The organism is Rhizobium sp. S163 (assembly GCF_030380805.1).
GTDB lineage: Bacteria > Pseudomonadota > Alphaproteobacteria > Rhizobiales > Rhizobiaceae > Rhizobium.
In genome coordinates, this window is record NZ_JAUDSA010000037.1 from 81,261 (window position 1) to 106,780 (window position 25,520).

The 25,520-nt window shown below is 57.0% G+C and carries 29 protein-coding genes; 14 read left to right on the forward strand and 15 right to left on the reverse strand.

Going from position 1 to position 25,520, the window contains the following annotated elements:
* Positions 1 to 191 precede the first annotated feature (191 nt).
* Both QTL96_RS27275 and QTL96_RS27280 read right to left on the reverse strand, forming a co-directional pair.
* Positions 192 to 608: a hypothetical protein gene (locus tag QTL96_RS27275; RefSeq protein WP_289729918.1), complete on the reverse strand. Its 417-nt coding sequence runs from the start codon at positions 606 to 608 to the stop codon at positions 192 to 194.
* Positions 609 to 1,206: 598 nt separating this feature from the next.
* Complete coding sequence (locus tag QTL96_RS27280) at positions 1,207 to 2,016, reverse strand: SDR family oxidoreductase (RefSeq protein ID WP_289729919.1); 810 nt, start codon at positions 2,014 to 2,016, stop codon at positions 1,207 to 1,209.
* 47 nt (positions 2,017 to 2,063) lie between these two features.
* Here QTL96_RS27280 and QTL96_RS27285 point away from each other — a divergent pair, with 47 nt between their 5' ends.
* Positions 2,064 to 2,447 carry a helix-turn-helix domain-containing protein gene (locus QTL96_RS27285; RefSeq protein ID WP_289729920.1) on the forward strand — a complete coding sequence of 128 codons (384 nt, stop codon included), beginning with the start codon at positions 2,064 to 2,066 and terminating at the stop codon, positions 2,445 to 2,447.
* A gap of 276 nt (positions 2,448 to 2,723) precedes the next feature.
* Here QTL96_RS27285 and QTL96_RS27290 read toward each other — a convergent pair whose 3' ends face one another.
* A complete protein-coding gene (locus QTL96_RS27290; RefSeq protein WP_289729921.1) occupies positions 2,724 to 3,158 on the reverse strand; it encodes a hypothetical protein in 435 nt (144 codons plus the stop codon).
* A 369-nt stretch (positions 3,159 to 3,527) separates the two neighbouring features.
* On the opposite strand from QTL96_RS27290, the gene QTL96_RS27295 reads away from it, so the two are divergent.
* From QTL96_RS27295 to QTL96_RS27305, 3 genes are read left to right on the forward strand one after another with little or no spacing between them, the layout of a single operon-like run.
* Positions 3,528 to 3,824: a hypothetical protein gene (locus QTL96_RS27295; protein WP_289729922.1), complete on the forward strand. Its 297-nt coding sequence runs from the start codon at positions 3,528 to 3,530 to the stop codon at positions 3,822 to 3,824.
* 32 nt (positions 3,825 to 3,856) lie between these two features.
* Positions 3,857 to 4,330, forward strand: a complete 474-nt coding sequence (locus QTL96_RS27300) for a DUF4112 domain-containing protein (protein ID WP_289729923.1) — start codon at positions 3,857 to 3,859, stop codon at positions 4,328 to 4,330.
* A gap of 4 nt (positions 4,331 to 4,334) precedes the next feature.
* Positions 4,335 to 4,946, forward strand: coding sequence for a flavodoxin family protein (locus QTL96_RS27305; protein WP_289729924.1), 612 nt, complete (start codon positions 4,335 to 4,337; stop codon positions 4,944 to 4,946).
* 380 nt (positions 4,947 to 5,326) lie between these two features.
* Here QTL96_RS27305 and QTL96_RS27310 read toward each other — a convergent pair whose 3' ends face one another.
* Positions 5,327 to 5,686 (reverse strand): VOC family protein, encoded by a 360-nt coding sequence (locus QTL96_RS27310; RefSeq protein WP_289729925.1) that lies wholly within the window; start codon positions 5,684 to 5,686, stop codon positions 5,327 to 5,329.
* Between the two features lie 123 nt (positions 5,687 to 5,809).
* On the opposite strand from QTL96_RS27310, the gene QTL96_RS27315 reads away from it, so the two are divergent.
* The 3 genes from QTL96_RS27315 to QTL96_RS27325 all read left to right on the forward strand — a co-directional run bounded on the left by QTL96_RS27315 (position 5,810) and on the right by QTL96_RS27325 (position 7,933).
* Positions 5,810 to 6,052 carry a hypothetical protein gene (locus tag QTL96_RS27315; RefSeq protein WP_289729926.1) on the forward strand — a complete coding sequence of 81 codons (243 nt, stop codon included), beginning with the start codon at positions 5,810 to 5,812 and terminating at the stop codon, positions 6,050 to 6,052.
* Between the two features lie 158 nt (positions 6,053 to 6,210).
* Positions 6,211 to 7,233, forward strand: coding sequence for a YihY/virulence factor BrkB family protein (locus tag QTL96_RS27320; RefSeq protein ID WP_289730164.1), 1,023 nt, complete (start codon positions 6,211 to 6,213; stop codon positions 7,231 to 7,233).
* A gap of 310 nt (positions 7,234 to 7,543) precedes the next feature.
* Positions 7,544 to 7,933 carry a hypothetical protein gene (locus QTL96_RS27325; RefSeq protein ID WP_289729927.1) on the forward strand — a complete coding sequence of 130 codons (390 nt, stop codon included), beginning with the start codon at positions 7,544 to 7,546 and terminating at the stop codon, positions 7,931 to 7,933.
* A 63-nt stretch (positions 7,934 to 7,996) separates the two neighbouring features.
* Here the strand turns inward: QTL96_RS27325 and QTL96_RS27330 are convergent, their stop codons facing one another.
* Genes QTL96_RS27330 through QTL96_RS27335 form a run of 3 tightly spaced genes read right to left on the reverse strand, consistent with a single transcriptional unit; the run spans position 7,997 to position 9,304 of the window.
* On the reverse strand, positions 7,997 to 8,425 hold the full coding sequence (locus QTL96_RS27330; protein WP_289729928.1) for a hypothetical protein: 429 nt from the start codon (positions 8,423 to 8,425) through the stop codon (positions 7,997 to 7,999).
* A gap of 5 nt (positions 8,426 to 8,430) precedes the next feature.
* Complete coding sequence (locus QTL96_RS31315; RefSeq protein WP_354669149.1) at positions 8,431 to 8,838, reverse strand: helix-turn-helix transcriptional regulator; 408 nt, start codon at positions 8,836 to 8,838, stop codon at positions 8,431 to 8,433.
* Positions 8,822 to 9,304: a hypothetical protein gene (locus QTL96_RS27335; RefSeq protein WP_112945055.1), complete on the reverse strand. Its 483-nt coding sequence runs from the start codon at positions 9,302 to 9,304 to the stop codon at positions 8,822 to 8,824. The genes QTL96_RS31315 and QTL96_RS27335 overlap by 17 nt, the downstream gene beginning before the upstream one ends.
* A 309-nt stretch (positions 9,305 to 9,613) precedes the next feature.
* Between QTL96_RS27335 and QTL96_RS27340 the strand changes: the two genes are divergently transcribed.
* The 7 genes from QTL96_RS27340 to QTL96_RS27370 all read left to right on the forward strand — a co-directional run bounded on the left by QTL96_RS27340 (position 9,614) and on the right by QTL96_RS27370 (position 17,014).
* Complete coding sequence (locus QTL96_RS27340; protein WP_289729929.1) at positions 9,614 to 11,107, forward strand: curlin; 1,494 nt, start codon at positions 9,614 to 9,616, stop codon at positions 11,105 to 11,107.
* Positions 11,108 to 11,443: 336 nt separating this feature from the next.
* On the forward strand, positions 11,444 to 11,956 hold the full coding sequence (locus QTL96_RS27345) for a hypothetical protein (RefSeq protein WP_289729930.1): 513 nt from the start codon (positions 11,444 to 11,446) through the stop codon (positions 11,954 to 11,956).
* Positions 11,957 to 11,988: 32 nt separating this feature from the next.
* A complete protein-coding gene (locus QTL96_RS27350) occupies positions 11,989 to 12,288 on the forward strand; it encodes a curli assembly protein CsgF (protein WP_112945048.1) in 300 nt (99 codons plus the stop codon).
* 69 nt (positions 12,289 to 12,357) lie between these two features.
* Positions 12,358 to 13,302, forward strand: coding sequence for a CsgG/HfaB family protein (locus QTL96_RS27355; protein WP_132669686.1), 945 nt, complete (start codon positions 12,358 to 12,360; stop codon positions 13,300 to 13,302).
* A gap of 833 nt (positions 13,303 to 14,135) precedes the next feature.
* Complete coding sequence (locus tag QTL96_RS27360) at positions 14,136 to 14,711, forward strand: invasion associated locus B family protein (protein ID WP_289729931.1); 576 nt, start codon at positions 14,136 to 14,138, stop codon at positions 14,709 to 14,711.
* Between the two features lie 356 nt (positions 14,712 to 15,067).
* Positions 15,068 to 15,529 (forward strand): hypothetical protein, encoded by a 462-nt coding sequence (locus QTL96_RS27365; RefSeq protein ID WP_113199511.1) that lies wholly within the window; start codon positions 15,068 to 15,070, stop codon positions 15,527 to 15,529.
* 549 nt (positions 15,530 to 16,078) lie between these two features.
* Positions 16,079 to 17,014, forward strand: coding sequence for a zincin-like metallopeptidase domain-containing protein (locus tag QTL96_RS27370; protein WP_289729932.1), 936 nt, complete (start codon positions 16,079 to 16,081; stop codon positions 17,012 to 17,014).
* A gap of 242 nt (positions 17,015 to 17,256) precedes the next feature.
* On the opposite strand, the gene ugpC is transcribed toward QTL96_RS27370, so the two are convergent.
* The 8 genes from ugpC to QTL96_RS27410 form a co-directional block, all read right to left on the reverse strand.
* A complete protein-coding gene (gene ugpC, locus QTL96_RS27375; protein ID WP_112822811.1) occupies positions 17,257 to 18,324 on the reverse strand; it encodes a sn-glycerol-3-phosphate ABC transporter ATP-binding protein UgpC in 1,068 nt (355 codons plus the stop codon).
* A 65-nt stretch (positions 18,325 to 18,389) separates the two neighbouring features.
* Positions 18,390 to 19,685 (reverse strand): D-tagatose-bisphosphate aldolase, class II, non-catalytic subunit, encoded by a 1,296-nt coding sequence (locus QTL96_RS27380; protein ID WP_289729933.1) that lies wholly within the window; start codon positions 19,683 to 19,685, stop codon positions 18,390 to 18,392.
* Positions 19,682 to 20,635: an SIS domain-containing protein gene (locus QTL96_RS27385; protein WP_289729934.1), complete on the reverse strand. Its 954-nt coding sequence runs from the start codon at positions 20,633 to 20,635 to the stop codon at positions 19,682 to 19,684. The genes QTL96_RS27380 and QTL96_RS27385 overlap by 4 nt, the downstream gene beginning before the upstream one ends.
* Positions 20,636 to 20,646: 11 nt before the next feature.
* Entirely contained in the window at positions 20,647 to 21,504 is an 858-nt protein-coding gene (locus tag QTL96_RS27390) for a carbohydrate ABC transporter permease (RefSeq protein WP_112822818.1), read from the reverse strand.
* Complete coding sequence (locus tag QTL96_RS27395) at positions 21,504 to 22,421, reverse strand: sugar ABC transporter permease (RefSeq protein ID WP_289729935.1); 918 nt, start codon at positions 22,419 to 22,421, stop codon at positions 21,504 to 21,506. Before QTL96_RS27395 ends, QTL96_RS27390 begins: the two co-directional genes overlap by 1 nt.
* Positions 22,418 to 23,671, reverse strand: a complete 1,254-nt coding sequence (locus tag QTL96_RS27400) for a sugar ABC transporter substrate-binding protein (RefSeq protein ID WP_289729936.1) — start codon at positions 23,669 to 23,671, stop codon at positions 22,418 to 22,420. The genes QTL96_RS27395 and QTL96_RS27400 overlap by 4 nt, the downstream gene beginning before the upstream one ends.
* Positions 23,672 to 23,709: 38 nt before the next feature.
* Positions 23,710 to 24,660: a BadF/BadG/BcrA/BcrD ATPase family protein gene (locus tag QTL96_RS27405; RefSeq protein WP_289729937.1), complete on the reverse strand. Its 951-nt coding sequence runs from the start codon at positions 24,658 to 24,660 to the stop codon at positions 23,710 to 23,712.
* Positions 24,657 to 25,451 carry a DeoR/GlpR family DNA-binding transcription regulator gene (locus QTL96_RS27410; RefSeq protein WP_289730165.1) on the reverse strand — a complete coding sequence of 265 codons (795 nt, stop codon included), beginning with the start codon at positions 25,449 to 25,451 and terminating at the stop codon, positions 24,657 to 24,659. The genes QTL96_RS27405 and QTL96_RS27410 overlap by 4 nt, the downstream gene beginning before the upstream one ends.
* Between the last annotated feature and the right edge of the window lie 69 nt (positions 25,452 to 25,520).

A 25,520-nucleotide genomic window follows, 5' to 3' on the forward strand; every position in this document is an offset into this window, starting at 1 on the left:
CGGGCACCAGTCCTGTACTTCCTGGCAGGCCGATCAGCTACTCCGCCTGACCTCGGTTCTCACGACCTTGGCGCGCTACCGTATTGGTCGCCAGGTACAGACGGCCCAGCTCATGTTTGCGGTAAAACTGATTGCAACTTTTAGGATGGCGCAAAATAAACACCTCTCGCAATCAAGAAGGCCAGAAAGTGCTAGTCTGGGGTTTTGTCGGAGCCCGACTTTGCATCGATGCGCCTTTTCAAATGCTCAAGATACTTCATCGCGCTTCGCTTCGACTTGATCGCCGCCACGCTAGTATCGACGACGGCATTTTCAACGAGGCGCCAGCAATGCTTGTGAAAGACAAGCGCGAGAATCAACGGGACGGCTATTGAGGCCAGCAAGACGAGGCTATCAACCATATGCTGAACCTGCCGGTGCTCTGTCTCGTACTGACGGAAAACGTTTCCTATGCAGCTCGCATACTGATTCCTGGATTGCTGCAAAGTCGCCGCATCTCCATCAACGTCCTTTTTCACCCGCGCTGCCTGAGCGACGCAGCGCTCTGCAATCTCACCCCTGGGTGGCAACGAAGACGTCCATGTTTCGATACCAGCCCAGTTCGACATCTTTTTCCCGATATGCCGTCCACCTTCGATTTGTACCCCAAGACGGTAGACCCTGTTAAGGGGCCCATTAGAGTTTCGGTACCGACCGTGGGCCTACCGACGAAGTTCAAGTCGCCGCAAGCATCCAACCCTGGCGCCCAATGTCGCCTGCGTGAAGGGCGCTTTTTTTGAAACTCCCGTAAATAGTACTATTTTTCTGGGAACCTTGTTGGCGGCGCACCGTTATAGGGCGGTTACACAAGAGGGTCGTGCCGAAATGCCGTATGAGGATGGAATGCAACTCGTGTTCGACCACGTCGAACGCACAATGGTTGTAAGTTTCCGCAACACGGTAAAGATGATTGGACCTTTTGAGAGCCAGAAGGCTGCCGTCCGAGCCGGTGAGCAATTCTGCCGAGATCGCGGATGGGACGATTCCGAGCTTGCTGCCAAGCCGCATTAGCAATGGAGTCGAGCCTCTGGCTCACCGGATTGTCACCTCGCCTCCATCTTAAATCCCCATAAGGAACGTCAGATCCGCGAGCTGACGCAGTGGAACTGTCGGAGCAAACAGACGGTTAAAGTCTGCTTCAGCGCGCAAAGCTTAAACCAAGCAGGTTTAAAGTCCGGGCCACATGCCGCCGTCGAGCCTTAGGTTTGCGCCGGTGATATAGCTGGCGCGCGGGCTTACTAGGAAAGCAATGGCATCGGCAACTTCCTCAAGCGTTCCAACCCTTCCCATTGGCACTTGGGCAAACATCGACAACACGGCTTTCTCGATGTCAGCCCATGGTGCTTCGAATGCAAGGCCCTGCCCAGCGGCAACCCTGCGGAAGCCTTCGTCCAGCCTGTCGCTATGGATAGTTCCAGGCGATACCGTGTTCGCGGTAATGCCGTCCAACGCAACTTCCTTCGCTAGTGAGGCGGTCATCGCAATCATTGCAGCCTTGGCGGCACTATAATCAGGCCGTTTCGCAGGAGCGATCAATGCCGCCATGCTGGAGATATTGATGATCCTTCCCCATTTGGCCGCTCGCATGCCTGGCAGCATCCGTGCAGTCACCCTTACCGCCGCAAGCACGTTCCGGTCGTAACCGGATGCCCACGTCTCCGGTCGCGTGTTCGTCCAATCTTCTGCTTCGCCGGAGCCGCCTGCGTTGTTGATCAAGATTTGGACTGGTTTGCCAAAGGTCTGCGCATCGTCAGTGAGCCTTTGCACCTCATCATCCTTGGTCAAGTCGCCAAAGACCGTGTAGGCACGCCCACCTTTGGTGACAATATCGTGGGCAACTTCCTCCGTATTCGTCTTGCTGCGGCCGTGGACAACGACGATCGCGCCTTCACGCGCCAAGCCTCTGGCTATTCCTTCGCCGATACCCCTACTGCTGCCTGTGACAAGCGCAATTTTATCATCAAGTTTCAAATCCACCTGGCAATTCCCATGTTAGTGCGATGCACCGATAAGGGGACAAGACGATGAACGACGCAATTACGCACTTTAAAGTGCCTGTCGACCGAGAACCAAGAGCGGCTTGTCTCGGCCCTAATGGATCGGTTGCACATGTTGCCAGAGTGCTTCGAATGGTCAGAGGTCGTTGGAAGCTACCCATTCTTTTCCGCCTCTTTGCCGACCCATCAATGAGGGCATCACAGTTTATGCGAGACATGCCTGGCATCTCCCAGAAAATGCTGACGCAGCATCTCCGAGAACTGGAAAATGACGGTCTGATTGTGAGACGCGACTTCGGCGAGCAGCCGCCCCGCGTCGAATATAGTCTTTCCGCTGCTGGTCGCGGTTTAATGCCGATCCTCATGGCTGCGCGTGAGTTTTCTCGTGACTACCCTGAAACCGCTGCGTGAGAGTTTTGCGCACCAAACTTACTCTTTGTCTGATCTCCGTGATTGAACCGGATCAGCAGACTGGTGGGAATGGGGAGTGCTAAATCATGCAAGCAATTGGAAGGGCCGATGTTGGCAAGGCTCTACACGCAACTGAACAGGAACTTGGAACGGCTGATCGTCCAAGCCAGCAACCGCGGCACATTCCCGATCTCCGAAAAACAACCGTATTCTTTCGCGCGCCGCCAAAGCGTTGCACGAGGGCAATCTGAAACGAGAAGTGGACTTTCATCGTGCTCAGTGACGCCCGCGCTTCAAAGCCTCCTGATAGATTTCAGTCAGTCGCATCCGCTCGGTTGCAGTCAAAAGAAAGCTGCACGCACACTTCCGCGCGAGAGAAGAGTTTGACGGCTGGCGCCGTGCGTCGGCGTAGATCGGCCTCACCTTGATGCGTTCACCCAGCCCCACATGATATTGGCTCAAGGTCAGTCCAGCCTTCACAAGCAATGCCCGAATATCAGGTCGGCACTCGGCAGCGATGACACGTGTGAATGCCTCTACCAAAATGGGTTTGGGAAGAGGAAGTTCGATCTCATCGATAAGATCGTTGCGGACGTCATTGTCACGAACGAACCGCACGTATTCGGATACCGCATCGTTGGCGGCCGCAAGCGCAATGGCATGAGCCCTGTCTGGCATTTCATTTGCGCGTAATGGTCGTTCGTATAGCATGACGTACTCCGTGTTTTTTCCCAAACGCCGGAGTCATGGATTGGTTCATCCGTTGCCAGCACTCATTTCGCCACATCTGCGGCTGCGAGCGATATGAGGTGTCTGTGATGTTTGACGTTGGAAAACGAAAAGAAAAAGGCCGGAACCTCCCCGTGCCGACCTTCCTTCATGCGTCTCAATAATCGATGCCAGTACATCCGTGGTCAAAGACTAGAGACGAATTCTGCTAGACAATGTGGTGACCGAATTAGATGCGTCAATAGCCAATCCGTCGCTGCCCGCTCACTGGCTTGACGGTTAAAAGCTCAAATCCTCGGAACCCGTTCGACGAATCCGCATTGTCCTTCGACACCAAGTGGAGGCAACGCAATGCAGGTTCTCGATACACACGTCATCAATTCCGCGAATGGAACGGTCACGGTAGAGTTCAAAGGCGAAGGCAGCGAGCTGGTCTCCGTCACGATGGCTGGCGGCAACGGAAGCCTTGACGGCGACCATGCAGTGCTTCGCGCGAAAGAGATCATGATTCAGCTCGCAGCGTTCGACAGCGCCGACCAGACGGTACAAACGGCGCTACAGGGTGACGGCTTGACACCGGGAGACATCCACTCGGACGCGGAGCCGATCCCCAATGCCACGCCTGGCTCGCATATACGCGCCGACTAAGCACTGGCAACCGCAGTAGGACGAGGTGCTCGATGGCAACAACCGCTCAGTTTCGAAACGGCCGGAGTTCGAAACGCTACCAAGAGACCCCCGAGCAGCCGAGGGTTGAGAAGGGCATAGGCGCCGATGATATCCGTCGTTTGAGGCGGCTTTCCTCGATTGCAGCGCTCATGGATACGGCTGTCGTCATCCCGCTGACGCGCTTTCGCCTCGGCGCGGACTCAGTGCTCGGCCTAGTCCCGGGAATAGGTGACGCTGCTGGCACGCTGGTCAGCCTCTATCTAGTCAACGAGGCCCGCCGCTTGGGGCTTCCGAAGGATAAGCTTGCAAGAATGCTGACAAATGTCGGCATCGACTTCGTGGGAGGCGCAGTTCCATTGCTGGGCGACCTTTTTGACGCGTACTTCAAATCCAACAAACGCAATGTCGACTTGGTGCTTGACCACTTCGGAGTGTCTCGCGACGACCTAGGGCGATCGGCTCGACGGAAACCACAGAGGGAATGATCCAATGATACTCAAGGCGATTGCACTGAACGGAACCCTGAAGTCCAGCGGCGGCCAGCCTTCATCCACGGACCGAATGCTCGATCTGATCATGGAAGGGCTTCGCGAAAAGCTTGTGGAAGTCGATACGATCCGGCTAGCGGACCATAATATCAAACCTGGCGTGACGTCTGACGAAGGGGCAGGGGATGCATGGCCAGACATTCGAAAGGCGGTTCTCGAAGCGAACATTCTCATTGTGGGAACTCCGATCTGGCTCGGACAACCATCTTCGGTCGCGAAACGCGCTCTGGAACGGATGGATGCCTTTCTGGAGGAAACCGACGAAGAAGGACGGATGGTATCTTATGGCAAAGTTGCAGCCGTAGCAGTCGTCGGAAACGAGGACGGCGCCCATCATGTTTCGGCGGAAATCTATCAGGCATTGAACGATGTCGGCTTCACCATCCCGGCCAACGCAGTTGCCTACTGGGTGGGAGAGGCAATGGGGAGCAAAGACTTTGTCGACCTCGAGGAGGTTCCGGAAGTTGTGACGAACGCCGTCGACATGCTTGTCCGAAACACTGTCCATCTCGCGCACCTGCTTCAAGCGAAGCAGTATCCAGGTGAGAAGTGATCGACGATTGAGGGCAGTCTTCACCGGTACGCACTACGTGGTCCAGCAGAGATGTTTCTGATCAGCTTTGGGGAAGAACCGTTCGGTCCTGGCAGCGCTCAAGCGAGACGTCTTTGTCACGGCGGTAAAGCATTAATCCTCGGCAGTCGCGCGGGTGATCTTGTTGTTTTCAGGAGGTCACCGCCGGCGTTGGCGCCGCGTAACTGACTACGCCCAGAGCTGTCTCAAGCCGGTCTCCGACGAGCGGTAAAAGGAAATCCCCGCGAGGGTGGCGCGAGGGTCTCTTACATGATCGCGGCCTGAAAGGGACAGGCGAAGTTGGCGTGCGATTAGACAGGAAACCTGCAGGTGCTGAAAAGGTTCCAACTCCAGACGTTCGCTTACGAGGGTTTGGTATGCGCCAATATGTTCACGATTTTGCCGAAGGGATCGTGGACAAAGAACCTGCGCACGCCCCATGGCTCATCCGTCAGTGAGTAGACGATGGAGTAGCCTGCCTCTTCCGCTCTGCGATATACGTCCTCAAGATTGTCGACCTCGATCGAGAGGTCTGGCACTTCGGCACCGGAACCTCCCTGGCTCGCGAAACTGAGCTGTGGCTCCATTGTCGCATGCGTCGAAAGCGTTCTTATCCAGCCGTGATCCATGGCGACGTGCAACCCGAGCAACTCTTCGTAGAACGGCCGAGCAAGTTGAGGGTCAGGCACTGCGATATTTGCAATGACACGCAAAACCGTCATTCCGACCAATCGTCTTCTCAGCAGGCAACGCGATTTACGATGAGCCATCAGGCTGCAAATAACATGAACGGCAGATGAACAAATCTCGATGAATGACGTTTCTATATTGCAAAGGAGATCGTCATGTTTCAGTCCCAATCAATCGACCTTGTAACCTCGCGCGCATTCCTCATCGGCTTATCGTCGAGCCTCTCCTCTGCACTGGCCTATGCGTCGGATTTGGCAGATGCCCGCATTACGGTCACCGATGACTGCGGAGTAATCGTGCTTGAAGGAGAGGCGCCAACGGCTAGCTTGGCGCGAATTTCCGAGATTGCTTCCAGCATTGTCGGCTTCAGGTTTTGTAACCTCATAAGGCCCACCTAACCGTCAGCAAGTTTCTTTTCCAAACCACCATCCATGCATCTTTTCTCGGTCTCCGGCGTTTTTTCCATTTGGTAGAGGCCGATCGGAGGGAAGAAATGCGGCGGCAAAGTATAGTGACAACAGCGATTTTTCTGACCGCTGTCGGCATTTCTCTCGTGATGAGCCAAAAGACCAAACCGATCGTGCGGACACTTCCGGCCGAAGACGATCCTCATGGTCGCAACGCCGAGGTGCCTGAGGCAATTCCGATCACAGGGCTAAAAGACGTTCTATGGCGTGTCCTTCATCAAATATCGGAGGATAGGGTGACGCTAATCGCTGCCGGCGTCACATTCTACCTTTTACTCGGTCTCTTCCCCGCGATATCAGCACTTGTTGCGCTCTACGGGCTGGTTGCCGATCCCTCGACAATGGCGGATCATCTGCGTCAGCTGGCAGGCGTGCTACCACCCGGAGCCTTTGATCTTATCGCCGAGCGGATTGGCACGTTAACGGCGAGCCGTAATTCCACGCTCGGGTTCACTTTCCTTTTCGGCTTGGCAGTTGCGCTCTGGAGCACCCATAGTGCGACCTTAGCGATATTCGATGCCATGAACGTTGCCTATGACGAAACAGAAAAGCGCGGCCTCATTCGATTGAACCTCATTGGTCTGGCATTCACGATCTGCGCAATGGCCTCTGCGACACTTGTGGTTGGTCTCGTCGCGATTATTCCTATCCTCCTCTCCTACATCTGGCTCGATAGGTTCGAAGAGCAGATGGCACTGATTATTCGCTGGCCGATCCTGTTCATAATTGTCGCAACCGCGACAACCGCCATTTATCGCTTTGGTCCCAGCCGCCAACCCGCGCGACTTCGGTGGATCAGCTGGGGCTCTGTTCTGGTCACGGCATGCTGGTTTGCGATGTCGCTGGGCTTCTCTTTCTATCTGACCCATTTTGCGAACTATGACGCGACCTACGGCACGCTCGGAGCGCTGATCGGGTTCTTGGTCTGGACCTGGTTATCGATCCTCATCCTGATCGTTGGAGGCGAGCTCAATGCTGAGCTTGAGCATCAAACGGGCCGGGACACAACGACGGGGCCACCGCTACCGATGGGCGTACGCGGTGCATATGTCGCAGACACGCTGGGTGAAGCAATCGGAAAGGAAAGCGTGGAGGAAACCTGCCCAAAATGAGTTAGAGGCAACGCCTTTGTCGCCGACACATCGGCGACGTGTGAAGACGGTGTCCGACCTCTTTACCTGGTTAAGGGCCGGGCCGTTCTGTCAGCAGCGCGGCGATCGGACAACCGGTAGGGTGACTATTTGCAGGTGCCGGCCACCTCATCGGACTTACCGTACTTACTTCAAAGAGCCAGAAACAAATTCGATTCAACCAGGGCTTGGTCGACATGTACTTTGGGCGCCCCGCGTTCCTTAAATATTTCTTGATAGTTTCAAACTAAAGAATCGTAAGAGGCATATTCTTCTTCATAAGGGAAACAGCATGCGACGTTACGCAGCGTGGGCACTGATATGGCCGGTTCTAGCTATCGCGCAAACGGCAGCCGCCGAAGATCTATTCTCGGCGATCTCCGTGCCGCAGGCGACAGGTTATAGCGACGTTGCTATGACGCTTGACGACACGATGCTGGCCGCAAAGCAACTTGCTTCAGGGCTGACCAAGACGACGTCCCGTAATGGCAACACCGCCCTCATTCTTCAGGTTGGAAGCTACAACACGGCTCAGGTCGATCAGGCAAGCGGACGGAACTTGGCCTTTGTAGCGCAGAGCGGCGCCTTCAACACTGCGTCTGTCCAACAGAAAGGCGTCAATAGTCAGTCGATTGTCGTCCAGCGCGGAACGGGGAATACGGCACTGACAACGCAGCGCTGATGCCTTTCCGGGCGTATTTATTCGGACGCATTTCGCAAGAGGGTAACTGAGCACCGGATCCGACTAGTGATCGTGGTGTTTGGCAATCCGAAGAGAAGAGATTTCGACAGGTTCGTCATCAATCACCGCCCGGATGGAAAGAAAACCCGGCCTGCGAATTCTCAATGGCGAGAACACCAGGCTCGCGCCAACCACCACATCAGGCGTCTGCTCACCAGGCACGACACTCATTTGCTCCTGCTCGTCCAGTTGGACAGTGTCGAGATTTTCCCTGAGCAGAGGCTGGTCCTCACCCGGAGCAAAGCACTCGAGCACGATGGATCGATAGGGCAGGTTCGTGGGGGTTACCAGATTGATTTGGGCGCATAGCTTCGGGAGTGTGTAGGGAAATTCGGGCAACAGCAGCACGCCATTGTAAACCCCCATAAAGCTAAGCTTTTCGCCGAGTTCGGTGCGGATGTCATCACAGAAAATACAATAGCCGTATCGCATGCGGATCAATCGTCCTGGTCTGCGGATGCAGAAGCTCGAAAGATTCTCATCGATCGAGAGGTGGTTCGCGTTACTGTCTCATACCGCTCCATCTTGCGGGCGGTGGGCACCAAGGAAGGCTCATCAAAGTAGTTCCCCTTCGATCCACTTTCCGGATCCCGCAGCTCGACCACGATTTCCTTATTCAGCGCGAACGCGATATCCGCCAGTGATCTTAAAGTGAGGTCCTTCTGCCCGCTTAGATAGGAGTTCAAGTCAGCGCGGCTAATTCCGATGCTCTCTGCCAGCCGCTGCTGGGAAACGTTTTCTGCGGTCCTGTGCCTTACAACTGCAGCGATTATATCGCTTCGAATATTGCCGATGAGACGGCTCGCGGAACGCGCACGCGCGCCCACGTCAAATCGAAATGACATCGTCCGGATCAACTCCCTCTACACACATGTCATCGCCGATACCGAGTTCGCGTCGAAGACGGCGTATCTCCAGTCGGTACCCACGGTACAAGTCGTGGTCCTTCACGTGATCGGCCCAATCTCCAAACACTGCAACGAAGCAGTCTCGTTTGACGAACCAGCCGAAGATCCTGAAGTCCACCGTCTTGAGCTCCCACACAGCATTGCGCTCTGCGCGGATGGCTCTGAACTGCCTGGAATGGACGAGTGGCTTACCCGAGACGAACGAGTAGAACAGGTAGTCCAACTGCTCGACTGGGCTTAAATCCGCCCCGACCGGTGACGGCTCATGCTGTGATAGTCTTGCCTCCAACCACTCGATAAAGTTTTGCGTACCGAAGAGCAGGCGTTTCGGAAGCTCCGACCCGCTTAAGATTACTTCAACCTTAACGATAACTCCCTCTGCCTGGAGACTGTCAAACGTCATCGTGCCTGTCAACTGGTTTATATTGTAATTAAACTTGCCATCGAAGCATTTCGTAAGCAAGTGCCCGATCGCCGCAATTAAAAGTACCCATCGAAAATGCTGCACCACGTATTTCGATACATATAGACCGCAATATTCTTTCGAACTGTTTCACGCGAGCGTAAAGAAAAAGTACTTCTAAGTTATGAGTTATATAAATTAACCTTCGATTAAGTACGACCTTGCCGGGAGAAAGTTAATCAACTATTAACATTCTCGAGGGCGGCGAATAGTCGCTTGCCCCACTATGGACGACCAGGGAGAAGAATAATGAAGACGGCTTCAACACTCGCCATCTTGCTGGCGAGCGCGTCTTTCGCGTTTGCAGCGGGTCCGAATGACTCGTTTATCGGCCAGTTTGGTGCTTTCAATGGCGCCATCGTCGGTCAGGTCGATGGACACAACACGCAGAACACGATCCAGGGCGGCGTTGGTAACGCAGCGATTACCAGCCAGTCGGGTGCGGGTACGACAGGATCCAACGGTTCTGACACGCTTCAGTTCGGTGGCGGCAACTCTGCATTTATCGCTCAGCAGACCGGCACGAACGCTCAGACTACTCTCCAGGTTGGCGCCGCCAACGCCGCGGTAGTCGGCCAGGTCAACGGCAAGAAGAACAACTCGTCGATCGCACAGTTCGGCGTTGCAAACGGTGCTGTCATCGGCCAGAACGCCGGTAGCAACAGCCAGGAGGTTTTGCAGGTTGGCGCTCTGAATTCCGCAATCGTGTCGCAGGCTAACGGTTCTCTGCCAGGCGGCAATGTCTCGACAACGCTTCAGTTTGGCATCGGCAACGGCGCGATCGTCGGTCAGGATGGCGGCAACAACAGCCAGACCACGCTCCAGACCGGCGTTGGCAACTTTGCACTTACCAGCCAGGCAGGTGCAAGGAGTGGCCGCACCAATGCGTCTGATACCGTACAGTTCGGCTTCGGAAACGTCTCCGTCGCTGGCCAGACCGGTGGCAACAACAGCCAGGGCACGTTCCAGTTCGGCGCCCGTAACGCTGCCTTGACAAGCCAGGCTTCTGACCGCTTTGGCAAGACAAATGGCTCGACCACCCTTCAATTCGGTCTCGACAACGGTTCGACCGTCCTTCAGAATTCCGCGGCTTCGGGTGGTGTCAACACCTCTGCTGTTCTGCAGGCTGGTAACAGAAATAACGCGCTGGTGGGTCAGAGCAGTGCCGGCGGCTTCCTCGTTGCTGGCGCCGACAACAACCAGACGACGCTGCAGTTCGGTAGCGACAACACTGCTATCACAGCGCAGTCGGGTGCCAGCCTTGCCAGCACACTCTTGGGTGGCGCTGCAGCCAACAACTCGTTCACTGTTCAGCTCGGAGAAGATAACTTCTCCGCTGCAAATCAGACGAACGGGTTGAACGAGCAGGCAACTCTGCAGGTCGGTAGCCGTAACACGTCCATCACAGGCCAGGCCAACGGTTCATTCTCTGCTAACCTGAACGGCGCCGCGACTGCCCAGTTCGGCGTTGAGAACGTTGCTCTCACCTCGCAGTCTATCGCCAACCCGCTGTCCGCCGGCGTGAATGCATCTGGTATCGTTCAGGCTGGCTACCAGAACGTCGCGGCCGCCTACCAGGTGACGGGACCGCAGTCGATGATCGGCTCGAACATCCAGGGCACGTTCCAGGTAGGTGCCGGCAACTATGCCGTCACATCCCAGGCGACTGGTGCAAACGTCTCCAACACCTCGGTGACCGCACAGTTCGGCTACCGCAACGTTGCGGTCACGAGCCAGCGTTAATCCACTGGGTTGAGGCGGGGACTTTCCCCGCCTCTTCCTTCGCACATTCTCGACCGGTGTTGTAGCGCCGAGGGTGAGGAAACAGGCAGACTGGTATCATCCGCATCGCTCATGATCGACCGCTCCCTCAGCGGCCAGATCGTAGGTTACGCGTAAGATGACAGTGGCACGGATCATCATAAACTCTCTCGTAGCAGCATAGTCGGGACGCCGTACGGTCATCGTCAGGCAATGAACGTCCCAGGTCTCTGGCCGGCTGAATTTGCCAACGATGATCGTCACGGTGCGAGACGCTACCGTGAGCATCAGGCTCATGGACGATCAAAAGGATTGGTTATGCGGTTTTCCAACATGAACGGTATCCGATGGTCTCGCGGAGTTCAGGCGCTATCGCTTGCTCTTGCTGTCACACTCGCCTCGGCACAAGCTTATGCCGACACCGCCTATGTCGCGCAGATCCCGGCCAATGTCGTCACGACAATGAATGTTGTCGGCGCTCATCAGCAGGCACCGTCATACGCTCCCGGTCCATCGGCAAGACCCCCGTCGATGTTCACTCCAGAAAGCGGGCAGGGAACAAGAACAAGTAATTTTGCATCCACGTTACAGATTGGTTCACGAAATAGCGTTTATACATTGCAGGCTGGGTCGGGCAATACTGCCCGGACCGGAGTAATCGGCAATGACAATAACGTAAACGTGTTGCAGGCCGGTAACAATCTTAAGTCTAATCTTGTGCTAATGAACGGCTCTAACATGAACGTTAGTGTCATCCAGCCAAAGGGGTCCGCCCCAGTCAATGTGTTTATTGCGCGCCTTCCAGGGGGCGGGCTGCTCATTAAACGCTAGTGAATGGTAAGATGAAACGGGGAGGTTTCGCGATGAAGCATATGTTTGTTCTGCCGCTGATCATGTCGACTTTGGTAGCGGTTCCGTCTTTTGCCAGCCAGTTGAACTTCTTTCCGAAGAACCCGACATTTGGAGGCAACCCGAATAATGGTCCCTTCCTCCTGTCGACGGCTCAAACCCAGGGCGCAGGGGTCAAGTCCGGCCAGCAGTCGGCAGCACCGGATCTCTCCGGCCTTGATAGTGCGCTCAGCAATCTTGGGTCGGGCACAGGTGGCACCGGCACAAGCCCGATCATCGTGATCGGCAACGGCACTATCCCGGCGACTCCGTAAGCCGAAATCGGCTCGCTGATTTCGTCGGACTACCCCACAAATTCCCAAATGGTTGAGTGTCGAGGATTCATGTTGCGTCCGAAATTCATTGCGGCTGCGTTGTTGGCCGGTATCACGCTTAGTAGCTGCGTTCCTGCTGGTAGCAAACTTGATCCGCTAACCGAGCCCGCGCGACTGACACCAGCCACCAAGACCGGAGTGGCGCTCGAAAGGCTTCCACCGCCGGTCCAGAAACTCGATGTCGCGGTCTACGCGTTCCCGGACCTGACCGGACAGAACAAGCCGAACGACAGCTTCGCGGAATATTCGCGCGCACTGACGCAGGGCGGAGCGCAAATGCTCACCGATGTACTGACCAAGGCAGGCGGCGGACATTGGTTCAGTGTTGTCGAGCGCACCGATCTGCAAACTCTGCTGCAAGAACGGCAAATCATCCAGAACACACGATCTGCTGTCTACGGCGCCAAGGGAGGCGGAATGCCGCCGCTGCGTTTCGCGGGCGTGCTCCTGGATGGCGGCATCATCGGATACGACAGCAATGAGACAACAGGTGGCCTCGGCGCCAACTATCTCGGCATAGGCGGCAACACCCAATACCGCAGAGACATTGTCACTGTTGCCCTGCGCGCGGTCAGCGTAACAACGGGACGGGTGCTTGCCTCCGTCACCACGTCAAAGACGATATACTCGGTTCAGCTTGAAGGTTCGGCGTTCCGGTTTGTCGGCGTCGATCAGCTTCTGCAGATCGAAGGTGGGGTGACCCGAAACGCGCCCGTGACCCTCGGTGTACAAGAGGGCATCGAGCTTGCGGTCTACTCGCTCATATTCGAAGGGACAAAGGCTGGTCTCTGGCAGTTCCAGGATGTGGCCGCCGGCCAACAGTTCATGAGCTACCTGCAGGAACACCAGCGCGCTATGCTCGTCCAGGATGCCAGCCAGAGGCCGCTGGCCCAGACCAATCCGCCAGCAAAAGCAAACCAGCCCGCCGCCGCCAAGAGTGCTGTTGGAAGCTGATAGCCTTACTTCGCCTTACATTCTTCGCTCTGTGCATTCTCCGGCCCGCACTGAACGGGCTGGTTGGGTGCAGGAGGACTGGACTTAACCTTTGGCGGCGTTCTTGCGTCTGCAGGAATGCTGCCAAACGGTATTGGTTGCTTCACTTGTGGAACCTCAATTTCCGAGAACCCCGAGCGGTCCTTCTTGCGAACGTCAGCAGCAAATCCATCCGCAACGCTGACCAGACTGATCATCGCAGCTGCAAGAAGCCCATATCGGTAAATATCTATCATCGACGATCCCGTTGAATGCTGCCGTTAAATTGAGACAGGCTTCTTTGTCCTGACAACTTCGCTTTCACAAAGATTGCGTTACCCCGTCGCCAACCGTTGGAAGCTGCACAGAAGGCTGGCCAGCATCGGCTCTTGCGTTTACGCCCGTTCCTACGTTTGGAAAGATGCTGTGATAAGCGACCGCTCGCTTCGGAGAGGGCAAACGCGGTTTGGCCGCTTTGGGAGGTTTCGGCGATGGCACGACCGTCCCTGGTACCGGCACAACCGCAGTCTCGGGTAGCTGTTCGACAAACGCCTGACTGGCCCCTTCAGACGGCATTTGGAATATAGTGCTTTCCCCGTCCTCAGCGATCGCGGCACCGGAGGCAAGAAAGAAAAAGAGCGCGAAGCTTGTCGAAGCTAACGAATTCATGTTTGGCTCGCCGAAATAGAAATTGCGCTGAAGAAATGCTGCCCACCAAAACTTTCACATTGTTATTTTCGCTCTGTCAATATTGAACTTGCAATTGCGTTTTTCTCGATATTGTTAGATCCTACGAGAATAATTGGGAAAGAGACATGCATCTTATCTCTCGCATCGCGCTCGTACTTTCAGGTCTGAGCGTTTCGCTTATCGGATTGCCGGCTAGCGCCGCAGGATCCGACAATGCCCCTCAAGCCGCAACGCCATCTGCCTCCGCTGTACAGCAACAAGGCGCACCTTCCAGCATCACCGAACAGAAGTTCGGCAAGTGGGCGGTTCAGTGCACCACTGATCGCGCAATGGATCCGCCCTGTCAGATCATCTATCGTCTTGCCTCTGATGATCAGAAGCAGATCGCGACTGTCATCAGCATGGCCAAAGCCAACGGCGGACCTGTCGGAATGCAGTTGGCACTCCCATTGGGCTTCGCAATACAGGGCGGCGTACAGATAAGTTTCGGTACCAAGTTTTCGATGTCCGCCGCAGTTTCACGCTGCACGATACAAGGGTGCCTCATTGAAGGTACAGCACCTGATAACCTGCTTTCGGCGATGCTAAAGGAAACGTCAGGTACGATCACCCTGCGCATGCTCCAGGGAAGCAACATTGTTCTTCCTGTTGATCTCGAAGGCTTTGCACAAGCCTATAAGACCATGTCGCAGAAAACCTGATTGGTCGACCGGCAACCAATTACATTTCCCGCCAAACCTGCATGGGCAGGCCATTGGCGATACCCAAATCACTGTGGTGCGAGAATGCCCGGGCTTTCCGGCAGCGCATTGCTCCATATGCTGCACGAGCAAGGGGCGTGGCTGCCGCTGCACGTTGCCTTCTGCCGTCAAGCTGAGGCTTTAGGATGCTCGAACATATCCTCCCTATGCGCAGCCACCAGCCATGCCGGATGATCCCGCCACCGTGAACGCGCACCCAAAATCGCTGTCTGGCCGGTTTGCGCAAAACTGCGGTGGATACATATTGCACAATCCGTGCGTTCCCCTTATGTTCACACCCATCAGGAAGGACCACGATGGGTTTCAACGTCGAATTGAACCGGGATCAGAAACGTTTGGCTGAGGCCAAAGCACGCGACCTGCCAAATGATCATCCTCTTCGAACCAAATACTTCGATTGGATCAACGAGCTTGATCGGCTCTTGAGGAGCCATCAGAATGAGAGTTACCTGCCTGAGGTCAGTTCACGCACTCCATCGAGCGAGAAGACCCTCGTTGTGGAAAGCGGGCAGGGCGACCGTCGTAAATTTACAGGCGCCGCGTTAAACGCTCACATCGCAAAGCCGCACCGGCTAAAGCAAGTGAGCAGCCATCGCCCGATGGCGGCTGCTCAATCGAAGGCTTCATCATCGGTCCGTTCCGGCACTAGAAAAGAAAGTCCGGTCGCATCCATGGCCCGCTCAGACAGGCATGAGCAACTCCTTAGAGAAAACCGGATCCTGCAGCAGATGCTCGCCCGATATTCCCAGCCAGATTAATTGGCGCATCGCGCATCAGAAGGCGCGAGGGGCTCGACGTCGATCGCTCGTGAACCGAGCTGACCGAGCGCGACCGTTAGTCTGGCCGCGACCGGACACGTTCCAGATCGACAGTGACTACGCCTATTTTGGCATTTGCCGAGGTCAAACGACGGTGTTCCCGTTGACCAAAACCCGCGGCATCGAAGTCCGCTCGTCGCGGATGCGTTCTCTGGATCATTTTCTCTTCTATGAAGGCGCTTTGAATGTGGATGCCGTCTGGAGCCCACTTCAGTGATTGCGATCCGAGATCGATCACGTCCGACAAGTGGTTCCGCCGCAGATTGGAGCTATCACGTTCTCGTCGTTTCTCCGCCTGTCACCGCCATTTTGACGTCAACACCACCGCGTCCTGCCCCGGCTTTTGGTCCTGCCAGGCTCGCGCCGGCTGCAACGGCTATGCCGTCCTGCTCTTCGTTTCGGCCCTGCGGGTGCCAGCCGCCACTCTTAGCCCGGCTTTCGGACCGCCGTAGCAGGTCGCGATGGTCGCGACCTCAAATGGAGGCCGACATGACAAGAGAGCACATCAACCAGCGATCCGATATCTACAGCCGTGTCACCGACAAGATCATCGCCGAACTCGACCGCGGCGTGCGCCCCTGGACCCAGCCATGGCAAAGCGCCTTGCCATCACAGACCGTTACCCGTCCACTTCGCCACAATGGCGAGCCATACTCCGGCATCAACGTCCTTCTCCTCTGGTCCGAGGCAATCGCCCGAGGCTTCTCCTCCTCGACCTGGATGACCTATCGTCAGGCACTGGAACTGGGAGCCGCCGTCCGCAAGGGCGAGACCGGCACGACCGTCGTCTTCGCCAGTTCGATCATCCGCACCGAGACAGCCGAAAAAGGCGATGATGTCGAACGAACCATCCCCTTCATCAAAGCCTACACCGTCTTCAATACCGACCAGATCAAAGGGCTCGACGGTAAGCATCAGGCAAATGTCGATCTATCCGATCCGTTTGATCGCATCGGGATGGCCGGACGTTTCTTTGCCAATACCGGAGCACTCATCCGCCATGGCGGGTCGTCTGCCTACTACGCTGCCGCCAAAGACTATATTCAGATGCCACTTCTCGACAGCTTCGTCGATGAGGCTAGCTATGTTGCCGTCCTCAGCCACGAAATGACGCACTGGACCTCGACACCCGCTCGTCTGGATCGCGATCTGTCCCGCTACGCCAAAGACCGCACGGAACGTGCCCGCGAAGAGCTCGTAGCCGAACTTGGCAGTGCATTCCTCTGCGCCGATCTCGGCATCACCCCGGAGCTTGAGCCGAGGCCCGATCATGCAAGTTACATCGACGGATGGCTGAACGTCCTTCGTGGCGACAAGCGCGCCATCTTTCAGGCCGCAGCCTGTGCACAGCGCGCAGCAGACTACCTTCATCACCTGCAGCCCCGCATCACCGGTGAGGATGACGACGAAGGGGAGGCGGCGTGAGCCGGCTTCCTCGCCTCTGTCCCCATCAGTCAACTATCCTTCCAGCCTCGCCGGTCCCATCAACTCCTTCGGTACCGGCTCGGCCAACGGCGCGCCGGCTGGAATTGAGACATCGATTGCAGCAACGGATCTTGACGTAACTCGTGTTTCGCTCGAGGGGACAATCCCCGCCGTTATGTAAGTATTGGCTAACCAAAAACTGGCGCCGACAAAACCGCTTTGGGTCCCGGAAAGACCGTCAATCACACGATCAGCGTCCTTCCGCTTACCACATCGAAGAGATGCACCTTTGACGGATCGGCTGCGATCGATATCGTATCGCCTGCACGCAACGCAAGCCGATCGCGAACTGTTGCAACGATCGTCGCGCCACCCATGTCAACAGATATCTGCGTCTCAGCGCCCGTCGGCTCTATCAGCATGACTTCGGCTTGCGCTCCGCCCTGATTGATCGTCAGGTGTTCGGGGCGAATGCCATAAACGACGTCCTGACCTCGTGCCACAGTGACGTCGGTTGGTATCGGCAATCTCGCCCCTCCGTGCGCGATGAACTCGATCGGCCCGTCGTTGCTGATTTTTCCTTCAATGAAATTCATGCCTGGTGAGCCAATAAAACCCGCAACAAACCGGTTTGCTGGACTGTCATACAGATCGAGCGGTGATCCGATCTGCTCGACGTAACCATCACGCATGACGACAATCTTGTCTGCCATCGTCATGGCCTCGATCTGGTCGTGCGTGACATAGATCGTCGTGGTCTTCAGGCGCTGATGCAGTTGCTTGATTTCTGATCGCATCTGGACGCGGAGCTTCGCATCCAGATTGGACAACGGTTCGTCAAACAGAAACACTTGCGGCTGACGAACGATCGCACGTCCCATGGCAACGCGCTGGCGCTGCCCCCCGGACAGGTTTCTCGGGTGACGGTCGAGGAGTTTTTCCAACCCCAGGATCTCGGCTGCCTCGCGAACCCTTGTCCTGATCTCCTCTTTCGGCGCCTTTGCCAGTCGCAGGGAAAAGCCCATGTTGGCTTCCACTGTCATATGCGGATAAAGTGCATACGACTGGAACACCATTGCGATGTCGCGTTCCTTCGGCGCAACATGATTGACCACGCGTCCACCAATCGAAATCCGCCCATCGGAGATTTCCTCTAGGCCCGCGATCATTCGCAACAAAGTGGACTTGCCACATCCCGAGGGGCCCACCAGAATGACGAATTCGCCATCCTTTATCTCGATGTCGACACCGTGAAGGATTTCCAGGTGACCATAGTTCTTGCGAGCATTCGCGACGCTGACTGACGCCATAATTTTCTCCAGCTGACAATTTGTGACAGGTGGTCGCGATGATGGCGACCAGCGGCATGTGAAATCTATTGGCTGGCCGTGGCCACACTGTATGGTGCCAGCGCGGCATCGATGGCCGCGAGGCAAAGATCGCGGGCCCGTGGCGCAACACGCCCGCTCACGACATCCGGATAAACCCGTCCCAGATACTGGCTTACAAGGGTCTCGGGAATCGGATCAGGCAATGCCGCGAACAATGCATCGACAGCATCGGTGGCCTGCTTGCCCGGCCAGTAATAGCGGATGCGGTCACTGTAGCTGAAATGGCGCTGAAAACGGACGTCATCTGCTGAACCGGCATAGTGGCCCACCCAATGGTGAGGCTCGGCCTGCATGATCGCCTCCATTTGCGCGTAGAGGCTGTCTCCCCCACAGTCGAGCACATGCCTGATGGCATCTAGCCCGTACAGCGCCTCGCGTAGCGCAAACGTCAGTCCGGGCCCGACCTTGAGGATGGCGAACCCGTCGTCGACGAGTGCCGAGAGCTCGTGAACCGTTTGATAGTCCGTTGAGTGTGCCTCGAAGAGAAGTCCCGGCATCCGACCAAGTGTCGATGCAAGTCCGTGTGCCCGACCGGGTTCGTAAAGGATGACGTTCGCATTCCCGAACTCGACACCCGGCTGGACGACGATGCCGATCACACGGTCCATGGCCGCTCCGGCGTCAGCCTTCTCGAATGCCGATGTGTGAATGTCGAGCGTTTTCAGGGCGGCGTCGGGAGAGGTGACCTCGAGTTCCTCGATTGCATGCGTCGCGCCGCCGGGAGGCGGGACCTCCGTGCCAATGATATACACCGGCGGACGTTGCCCGATGCGGCATGCCGTATCCTCCGCGACCTTCGCCAGACGTGCCGCCCTTTCGGCGGTCTCTTCATCGTCGAGCGCCGCCGGTTCCCCAGCGCATCCCATCGACGTGTCGAGATGGAGTTTCTCGAAACCCGCCTCGACATAGGCCGCAACCATGGCTTCGGCTCGCGCCATCGCTTCGTCCGCACCCAGCGTCTTCCAGGGGTTGGGGCCGAGATGATCGCCGCCGTAGATGATCGATCCCAGCGGCAAACCGACCTTTTTAGCGATCTCCTCGATGAACCGCCGGAATGCAACCGGCGTCATGCCGGTATATCCGCCTTCCTGGTTGACCTGGTTGCAAGTCGCCTCGATCAGAACAACAGCGCCTTCCCGCAATCCTCGCTGCAAGGCAGCTTCGATCACCAGCGGATGCGCCGAGCAGACCGAAGTGATACCACGAGGCAAGGCTTGTTGGCGTTCGCCGAAGAGCTTGGAAAAGGCGCTTTCGCGATTTCTGTCGAGAGCGTTGCTCATACCAGCGTTACAACCTTCGTCAGATGCCGCGGCGATACCGTATCGACGCCTCGCGATTGCGCGACACGTTCGCCGAGGATCTGCAAGGCGGGCAAGATGACGAGCGCTGCAAGCGAGAGGTCGACATCAACAGGAAGTTCGATATCACCGGGTCCGCCGAGGCCGATGACGATAGCACCCTTTTCCTGGAGCTCTGCGACAAGCTTTGCCTCGGCGTTCTTCTGATCGGTGCTGTAAAGCATGACCGCCGCTGTCTTCTCGTCCACAAGGCTGATTGGGCCATGGCGATATTCGAGCGGATGAAACGGCTGGGTCAGAGTCTGGCTCATTTCCATGAGCTTCAGCGCACCTTCGGCCGCAATGCCGAAAAGCGGTCCGCCGCCGAGAAAGACGAAATGACTACGATCGAGAACCTGGCTATGAAGAGAGGCGTCGAGGGCATCTGCGAGCTTCTTTGCTGATGCGACGGCCGATGCGGGGATCGTATGGCCGATCATCTGCAGACCGAGCAGCAGCATGAGGCTGGCCGAGACAGACATGACGATGCCTTCCTCGCTGTGGGTCTGCGAGGCAACGACATCGTCACTGCATTTCGCAAGAGAGCTCTGCGCCTCAACGGTCAGGGCGGTCACGAAGGCGCCGTTTTCGCGGCTCTTTTTTGCGGCCGCAACTGTTTCAGTGGTTTCGCCACTGCGCGAGATTGCCACCACATGCGTGTTTTTCCAGTCGGGCCAGAAAAATGTCGGGCGATTGAGCCATTCTGCACCGGGGACGGCGATTGCACGCCGCCCGGCATTGTTCGCATAAGCTGCCAACGACATGGCAAGGTAGTAGGACGTTCCGCAGCCGACATAGACAAGCACGTCGTCGCGCGTCGTTGCAGCGTTCGATCCCCGCGCCTTGTCCCAGAATGGAAACTGCTCGCGGATGACTTTTTCGGTCGTGTTCATGGTAGCTCCGATTACTTGACCGAACCGGCCAGCAGACCGCTGACGAGGTATCGGTTGAGGAAGATGACGACGAGGGCAGGGATGACGATCGCGATAGAGCCGCTGGCCGTGATCAGCCCGTAGTCGATGAAGTTCTTTGTGACGAACTCAGGAATGAGAACAGTCAATGGCTTGGTGGCCTGCGGCGAGAAGATGAGCGGGACGAGGTATTGCCCCCAGGCGCCGAGGAAGGTGAGGATCGCAGCGGCAGTAAGACCGGGACCGGCGAGCGGCAGCACGATGTTGAAGAAAATGAAAAGGCGACCTGCACCATCGAGCTGTGCGGCTTCCTCAAGCGCCAGAGGCAGAGCCTCGAAGACGCTGCGCAGCAGCCAGAGCGAGAGCGGCAGATAAGCCGAGACATAGATCAGGGCGACGCCGACATAGGTATCGACGAGATGCATCTTGATCATGATCTGGTAGAGCGGGATTAGCACCGCATAGGCCGGGATCGCCAGCGTCGCGACGACGAGACCAAACAGCGCGTTGCGGCCAGGAAAGCGCATGCGGGTGAAGGCGTAGGCGCCCAGTGCGGAAATGGCTACACAAAGGAGCGTCGCGGCCGCCGAGGTGACGACGCTGTTCAACAGCGCTGCGCGAAACTGCCGCCAGACTTCGACGCCGCCGATACGATCGACGTTGATGCCGAGCAGGCGCGAGTAGTGATCCAGCGTGAAATGTTGCGGGAAAAAGTGAATTGGCCGGACGGAGAAGTCGTCCGTCGGCGTGACCGAACTGGCGACCGTCCAGTAAATCGGGCCGAGCGACCAGATCAGAAGCACGGCAACGCCGATCCATATTATCAGGCGATAGAGGAGGGTGGGTTTCATCAGTCGAACCGTGTGTTGCGATAGACCCGAAGGACGTAGATGAGCGAGACGAGAAGCGACACGAAGGTGATGACGATAGAAAGCGCCATGCCGTAGGAAAACCGCAGGTTCTGGAAGGTCTCCAGATAGATCTGCACGAGGATCGGCCGCGTCTCGAGACTTGAGCCGGCAAGAACCCAGGCTTCATCGAAGAGGTTGAAAGCGTTGACTGTGGCGTTGGTCATAGCGACCGCGATCGCGCTGCGAACAAGTGGAAGCGTGACCAGCGCGAACATCTGTGGGCGCGTCGCGCCATCGATGCGTGCCGCTTCATAAAGATGTGAGGGAATGCTCTGCATCGCGGCGAGAACGATGACGATCGTTAGTGGCATCATACGCCAGACATGAACGACGGTGACGGCAATGATCGCGCTCGTCCGATCGTTGAACCAGACGTGGTTTTCGAAGGGGAGCCCGAGCGCGGTGAGGATGCCGTTGAGCAGGCCCGCGCCAGGTTGATAGATCCACAACCAGATCACGGAGTTGACCACACCGGGAAGCGCCCAGGGCAGGATGACCGCTGCAAGAACCCACTGCCGGCCGACCTTGAGCTGATTGATCAGCGAGGCGGCGAGCACGCCGAAGACCGTTTCCGCAAGCACTGCCAGCACGACATAGATCAGGGTATTGACCCAGGTCGTGCCGAGCTGCGCGTCGGATAGCATGCGTGTATAGTTTTCCAGGCCGACGAAGGGCGTGCCGGCCTGCATCGGATTGACCCGGTGAAGGCTATCCCAAAGCGTTCGCGCCATCGGATAGAAGACGAGCGCCGTCATGGTGATGAGAATGGGGGACACCAATAGCACGCCGAGAGTGATGTCGGCGTTTAAGCCGACACCCTTCTTGGCTGCGGTCTCCTTATAGGCGACAGCAGTCATTGCGCCATCGCCTGCTTGGCGGCATAGGCAATGCTTTCAACAGCCTGGTCAACGCTCATTTGACCCTTGGCAGCGCTGTTGATCGCGGTGTTCACGCCGCTGGAGAACTGCGGGTACCACGGGGGCGTGCCCTGCGGGAACAGCGCCTCGACCGTCTTCGATTGCGCGACGAGCGCATCGCCGCTGTTCAGCTTGCCTTCCGAGTTGAGCTCCGCCAGTGCCGACGTGCGGGTCGGAAGGAAGCCATTCGCCATGTTCTTCTTCTGGAACTCGCGGCTTGTGAACCACTTGACGAAGGCAACAGCCGCTTCCTTGTTGGGCGAGACGTTCGGGATCGCGAGCGCCTCCGGCAGGCCGAAACTGCGGGTCTCGCCGCTTTCGGTCGGAACCAGGATCGCCTCGACCTGACCGGCGACCTTGGACTGCTTGGGATCGTTCATCTGTCCGAGACGGCCGGGCTCGCCCGAGATCATGATGCTGGTCAGGCCCTGGGAGAACATTCCCTCGTTGATCTGGCTATCCTTGAGGCCGGTGGAAGCCGGATCGACCAGGCCTTCCTTCAGCAGCATCAGTTCGAAGGCCAGCGCCTTGTAACCGGCGGAATCGGGCTTGGTGAAGAGCGGGTTGAAGTCCTTGTCGAACAACTCGCCACCGAATGCCTTGGTCAGCAAGTACCAACTCGTCGAGGCACCCTCTGTCGCCGAGACCGGCAGGCCGATCGGATAGGTAGCTATGCCTTTATCCTTGATCTGTTTGGCAGCTTTCACCAACTGGTCGAGCGTCTTCGGTGTCTCGGTAATGCCGGCATCGGCGAAATGCTTCTTGTTTATGAGCATCACGCGAAAGTCGTTCGAATAGGGAACGCCAAGCAGCTTTCCGTCGACCGTAAAGATCTTGGCAACCCCTATGTCCTTGGTGGAGTCCGCGTCTATCACATCATTAAGCGGCATATACCAGTCGGCAGCTGCGAACTGGCCCGTCCAGGACCAGTCGAACTCGGTCACGTCGGCCGGTGCCGTACCGGCAACCAGCGCCGTCACAAGTTTAGGACGGATGTCGTCCCAAGAAAGCGTCTGCAGGTCGACATGGATGCCGGTTTCGGCTTCGAAGGCGGAAGCGATGTCAGGTCCCTGCGGTGATGGCATCAATACGGTGATCGATTGACCGGCAAGCGGCTTGTCTTGCGCGGCCGCCGGAAGAGCGACGACGAGGGCGGCTGAGGCGAGCAGTGATAAGATTGTTTTACGCATGTTCCCATCCTTCTTTGTTATCAAGAATTTACGTGATTTTATTGCGCAAACGCCGCATTTGCCGATGCGGCGACGTGCCCGATCCAGCCTTCGTCTATGGGCCAGTCGAGAAGTTGGGCGGCAGCGAAGAGCGCTCCGCCGATCGGGGGTAGTTTCGGAGTGACTGGCGGCTGGCCGATACGCCGCTCCAGCGCCTGAAGGAGCCCGGCGCTGCGCAGCGTGCCGCCCGCAAATGTCCAGTCGGCTCCCATCTCGCAGTGGCCGGCAACTGCACGGTGATGCTTGGCGAGTTCGTCGGCGGCAAGGTCGAGCAGGCCAATGGCCGCGGCATCGCCACTTATCGCTGCTCGATCAACCACTGCCGACAGGGCAGCGATGCTTGATCGTTTCGCGTCCGACGTCGCCCAGGCTCCGAGGCTATCCATCGCGTTAGCCTGATCAAGGCCCAGATGATCGAAAACGGCACTTGCCAGCGCGGTTGGCGCAACACGTCCGTCAAGGCTTTGACTGACAAGATTGAGAGCCAATCGGCCAATCCAGTAACTGCTGCCTTCGTCACCGATGATGTCGCCCCAGCCGCCGGTCCGTGCAGGTTCGCCCTCGGCATTGCGCGCCCAGGCCATGGATCCGGTTCCAGAGAGAACGAGGATGCCTGACTTGCCCGCAAGCGCCCCGAGATGAGCAGCATCGACGTCATTGAGAACGCGCGTTCGCGCATTCGGGAAGGCGTGCTCTATGGCTTCTTCGAGAAGGCGCGATAGATGGTCGACCTCGCCATATACAGGCAACGCAGCCGCGACGGCAGCCAGACGCGTCTCATTGCGAAAAGGCTCGATATGCATTTCGAGTTCAGTGCGCCAACCCGGATTGTCCATGGCGTTGACGCCGCCGCCAAGACCGGTGCGAAGGATACGCCCGCTACGATCGGCAAGTGCCACCATCATCTTGGTGCCGCCGCCGTCAATGCCCAGGATCAGATCGTCGTTCAAGACTTCGCTCCTTGATCGGAAAAAATTGTCTCGACGCCAAGTTCACCAAGCTGCGCGCGCCACTCCTTGGACAGATCGGCATCGGTGATGAGCTTGGCACTATTCAGTGGTGCCACCTTGTAGGTAGCCGTCGTGCCGAATTTCGAGGAATCGGCAAGTACGAAGCGATTGCTCGATCGCGTAAGCATCTTCCTGTTCAGGCTCGCCTCTGCACTATCCACGCTGTAAATCGCTCCATCGCTGCTCACCGCGCTTGCTCCGAGAAAAAGCTGGTCGAACCAGATCGTCTCCAGCATCGCTTCGGCCTGCGGACCCACCAGTGATGCATTTTCGCTGCGCAACTGCCCACCGAGAAGGACGACGTCGAGGTTCGGGACGTTCATGAACTCCTGCGCCACGATCAAGCCGTTTGTGAAGATGCGCAGCGGCATGGGATTGATGCGGATCAGCTTGGCCAGCTGTAACACTGTCGTGCCCGCATCCAGGAAAATCGCGGTCCGCGGAGAGAGACGCTCATAGGCGGCATTGGCAATGGCACGCTTGGCCGCCAGCTGGCGCTTCTCGCGCTCCTGGAATGCAAGCTCCACCGAAGAACCTTCGGCGATGCGCGCGCCGCCGTGAACACGATCGATTGCGCCCGCTTCCTGCAATAGCTGGAGATCGCGCCGAACGGTTGCGAGCGATGCGCCGACGGCATCCGCGATGTCCTGGATCGTGGAAAAGCCGTTCGCATACAGATGGCTACGGATGAGATCCTGCCGATCGGTCTTGAGGCCGCCGCTCTGGTTCAAGGCATGTTCCCTTTTTGGCTTTCTGATTTCAATCAAAATTCCACTTAGAAAGATCACTGTCAATCATAT

Coding starts and splice junctions, on each gene's coding strand:
- QTL96_RS27275 (WP_289729918.1), bottom strand. CDS start 608: ATGTCGAACTGGGCTGGTATCGAAACATGGACGTCTTCGTTGCCACCC.
- QTL96_RS27285 (WP_289729920.1), top strand. CDS start 2,064: ATGAACGACGCAATTACGCACTTTAAAGTGCCTGTCGACCGAGAACCA.
- QTL96_RS27290 (WP_289729921.1), bottom strand. CDS start 3,158: ATGCTATACGAACGACCATTACGCGCAAATGAAATGCCAGACAGGGCT.
- QTL96_RS27295 (WP_289729922.1), top strand. CDS start 3,528: ATGCAGGTTCTCGATACACACGTCATCAATTCCGCGAATGGAACGGTC.
- QTL96_RS27300 (WP_289729923.1), top strand. CDS start 3,857: ATGGCAACAACCGCTCAGTTTCGAAACGGCCGGAGTTCGAAACGCTAC.
- QTL96_RS27305 (WP_289729924.1), top strand. CDS start 4,335: ATGATACTCAAGGCGATTGCACTGAACGGAACCCTGAAGTCCAGCGGC.
- QTL96_RS27310 (WP_289729925.1), bottom strand. CDS start 5,686: ATGACGGTTTTGCGTGTCATTGCAAATATCGCAGTGCCTGACCCTCAA.
- QTL96_RS27315 (WP_289729926.1), top strand. CDS start 5,810: ATGTTTCAGTCCCAATCAATCGACCTTGTAACCTCGCGCGCATTCCTC.
- QTL96_RS27320 (WP_289730164.1), top strand. CDS start 6,211: ATGAGCCAAAAGACCAAACCGATCGTGCGGACACTTCCGGCCGAAGAC.
- QTL96_RS27325 (WP_289729927.1), top strand. CDS start 7,544: ATGCGACGTTACGCAGCGTGGGCACTGATATGGCCGGTTCTAGCTATC.
- QTL96_RS27330 (WP_289729928.1), bottom strand. CDS start 8,425: ATGCGATACGGCTATTGTATTTTCTGTGATGACATCCGCACCGAACTC.
- QTL96_RS31315 (WP_354669149.1), bottom strand. CDS start 8,838: ATGTCATTTCGATTTGACGTGGGCGCGCGTGCGCGTTCCGCGAGCCGT.
- QTL96_RS27335 (WP_112945055.1), bottom strand. CDS start 9,304: ATGACGTTTGACAGTCTCCAGGCAGAGGGAGTTATCGTTAAGGTTGAA.
- QTL96_RS27340 (WP_289729929.1), top strand. CDS start 9,614: ATGAAGACGGCTTCAACACTCGCCATCTTGCTGGCGAGCGCGTCTTTC.
- QTL96_RS27345 (WP_289729930.1), top strand. CDS start 11,444: ATGCGGTTTTCCAACATGAACGGTATCCGATGGTCTCGCGGAGTTCAG.
- QTL96_RS27350 (WP_112945048.1), top strand. CDS start 11,989: ATGAAGCATATGTTTGTTCTGCCGCTGATCATGTCGACTTTGGTAGCG.
- QTL96_RS27355 (WP_132669686.1), top strand. CDS start 12,358: ATGTTGCGTCCGAAATTCATTGCGGCTGCGTTGTTGGCCGGTATCACG.
- QTL96_RS27360 (WP_289729931.1), top strand. CDS start 14,136: ATGCATCTTATCTCTCGCATCGCGCTCGTACTTTCAGGTCTGAGCGTT.
- QTL96_RS27365 (WP_113199511.1), top strand. CDS start 15,068: ATGGGTTTCAACGTCGAATTGAACCGGGATCAGAAACGTTTGGCTGAG.
- QTL96_RS27370 (WP_289729932.1), top strand. CDS start 16,079: ATGACAAGAGAGCACATCAACCAGCGATCCGATATCTACAGCCGTGTC.
- ugpC (WP_112822811.1), bottom strand. CDS start 18,324: ATGGCGTCAGTCAGCGTCGCGAATGCTCGCAAGAACTATGGTCACCTG.
- QTL96_RS27380 (WP_289729933.1), bottom strand. CDS start 19,685: ATGAGCAACGCTCTCGACAGAAATCGCGAAAGCGCCTTTTCCAAGCTC.
- QTL96_RS27385 (WP_289729934.1), bottom strand. CDS start 20,635: ATGAACACGACCGAAAAAGTCATCCGCGAGCAGTTTCCATTCTGGGAC.
- QTL96_RS27390 (WP_112822818.1), bottom strand. CDS start 21,504: ATGAAACCCACCCTCCTCTATCGCCTGATAATATGGATCGGCGTTGCC.
- QTL96_RS27395 (WP_289729935.1), bottom strand. CDS start 22,421: ATGACTGCTGTCGCCTATAAGGAGACCGCAGCCAAGAAGGGTGTCGGC.
- QTL96_RS27400 (WP_289729936.1), bottom strand. CDS start 23,671: ATGCGTAAAACAATCTTATCACTGCTCGCCTCAGCCGCCCTCGTCGTC.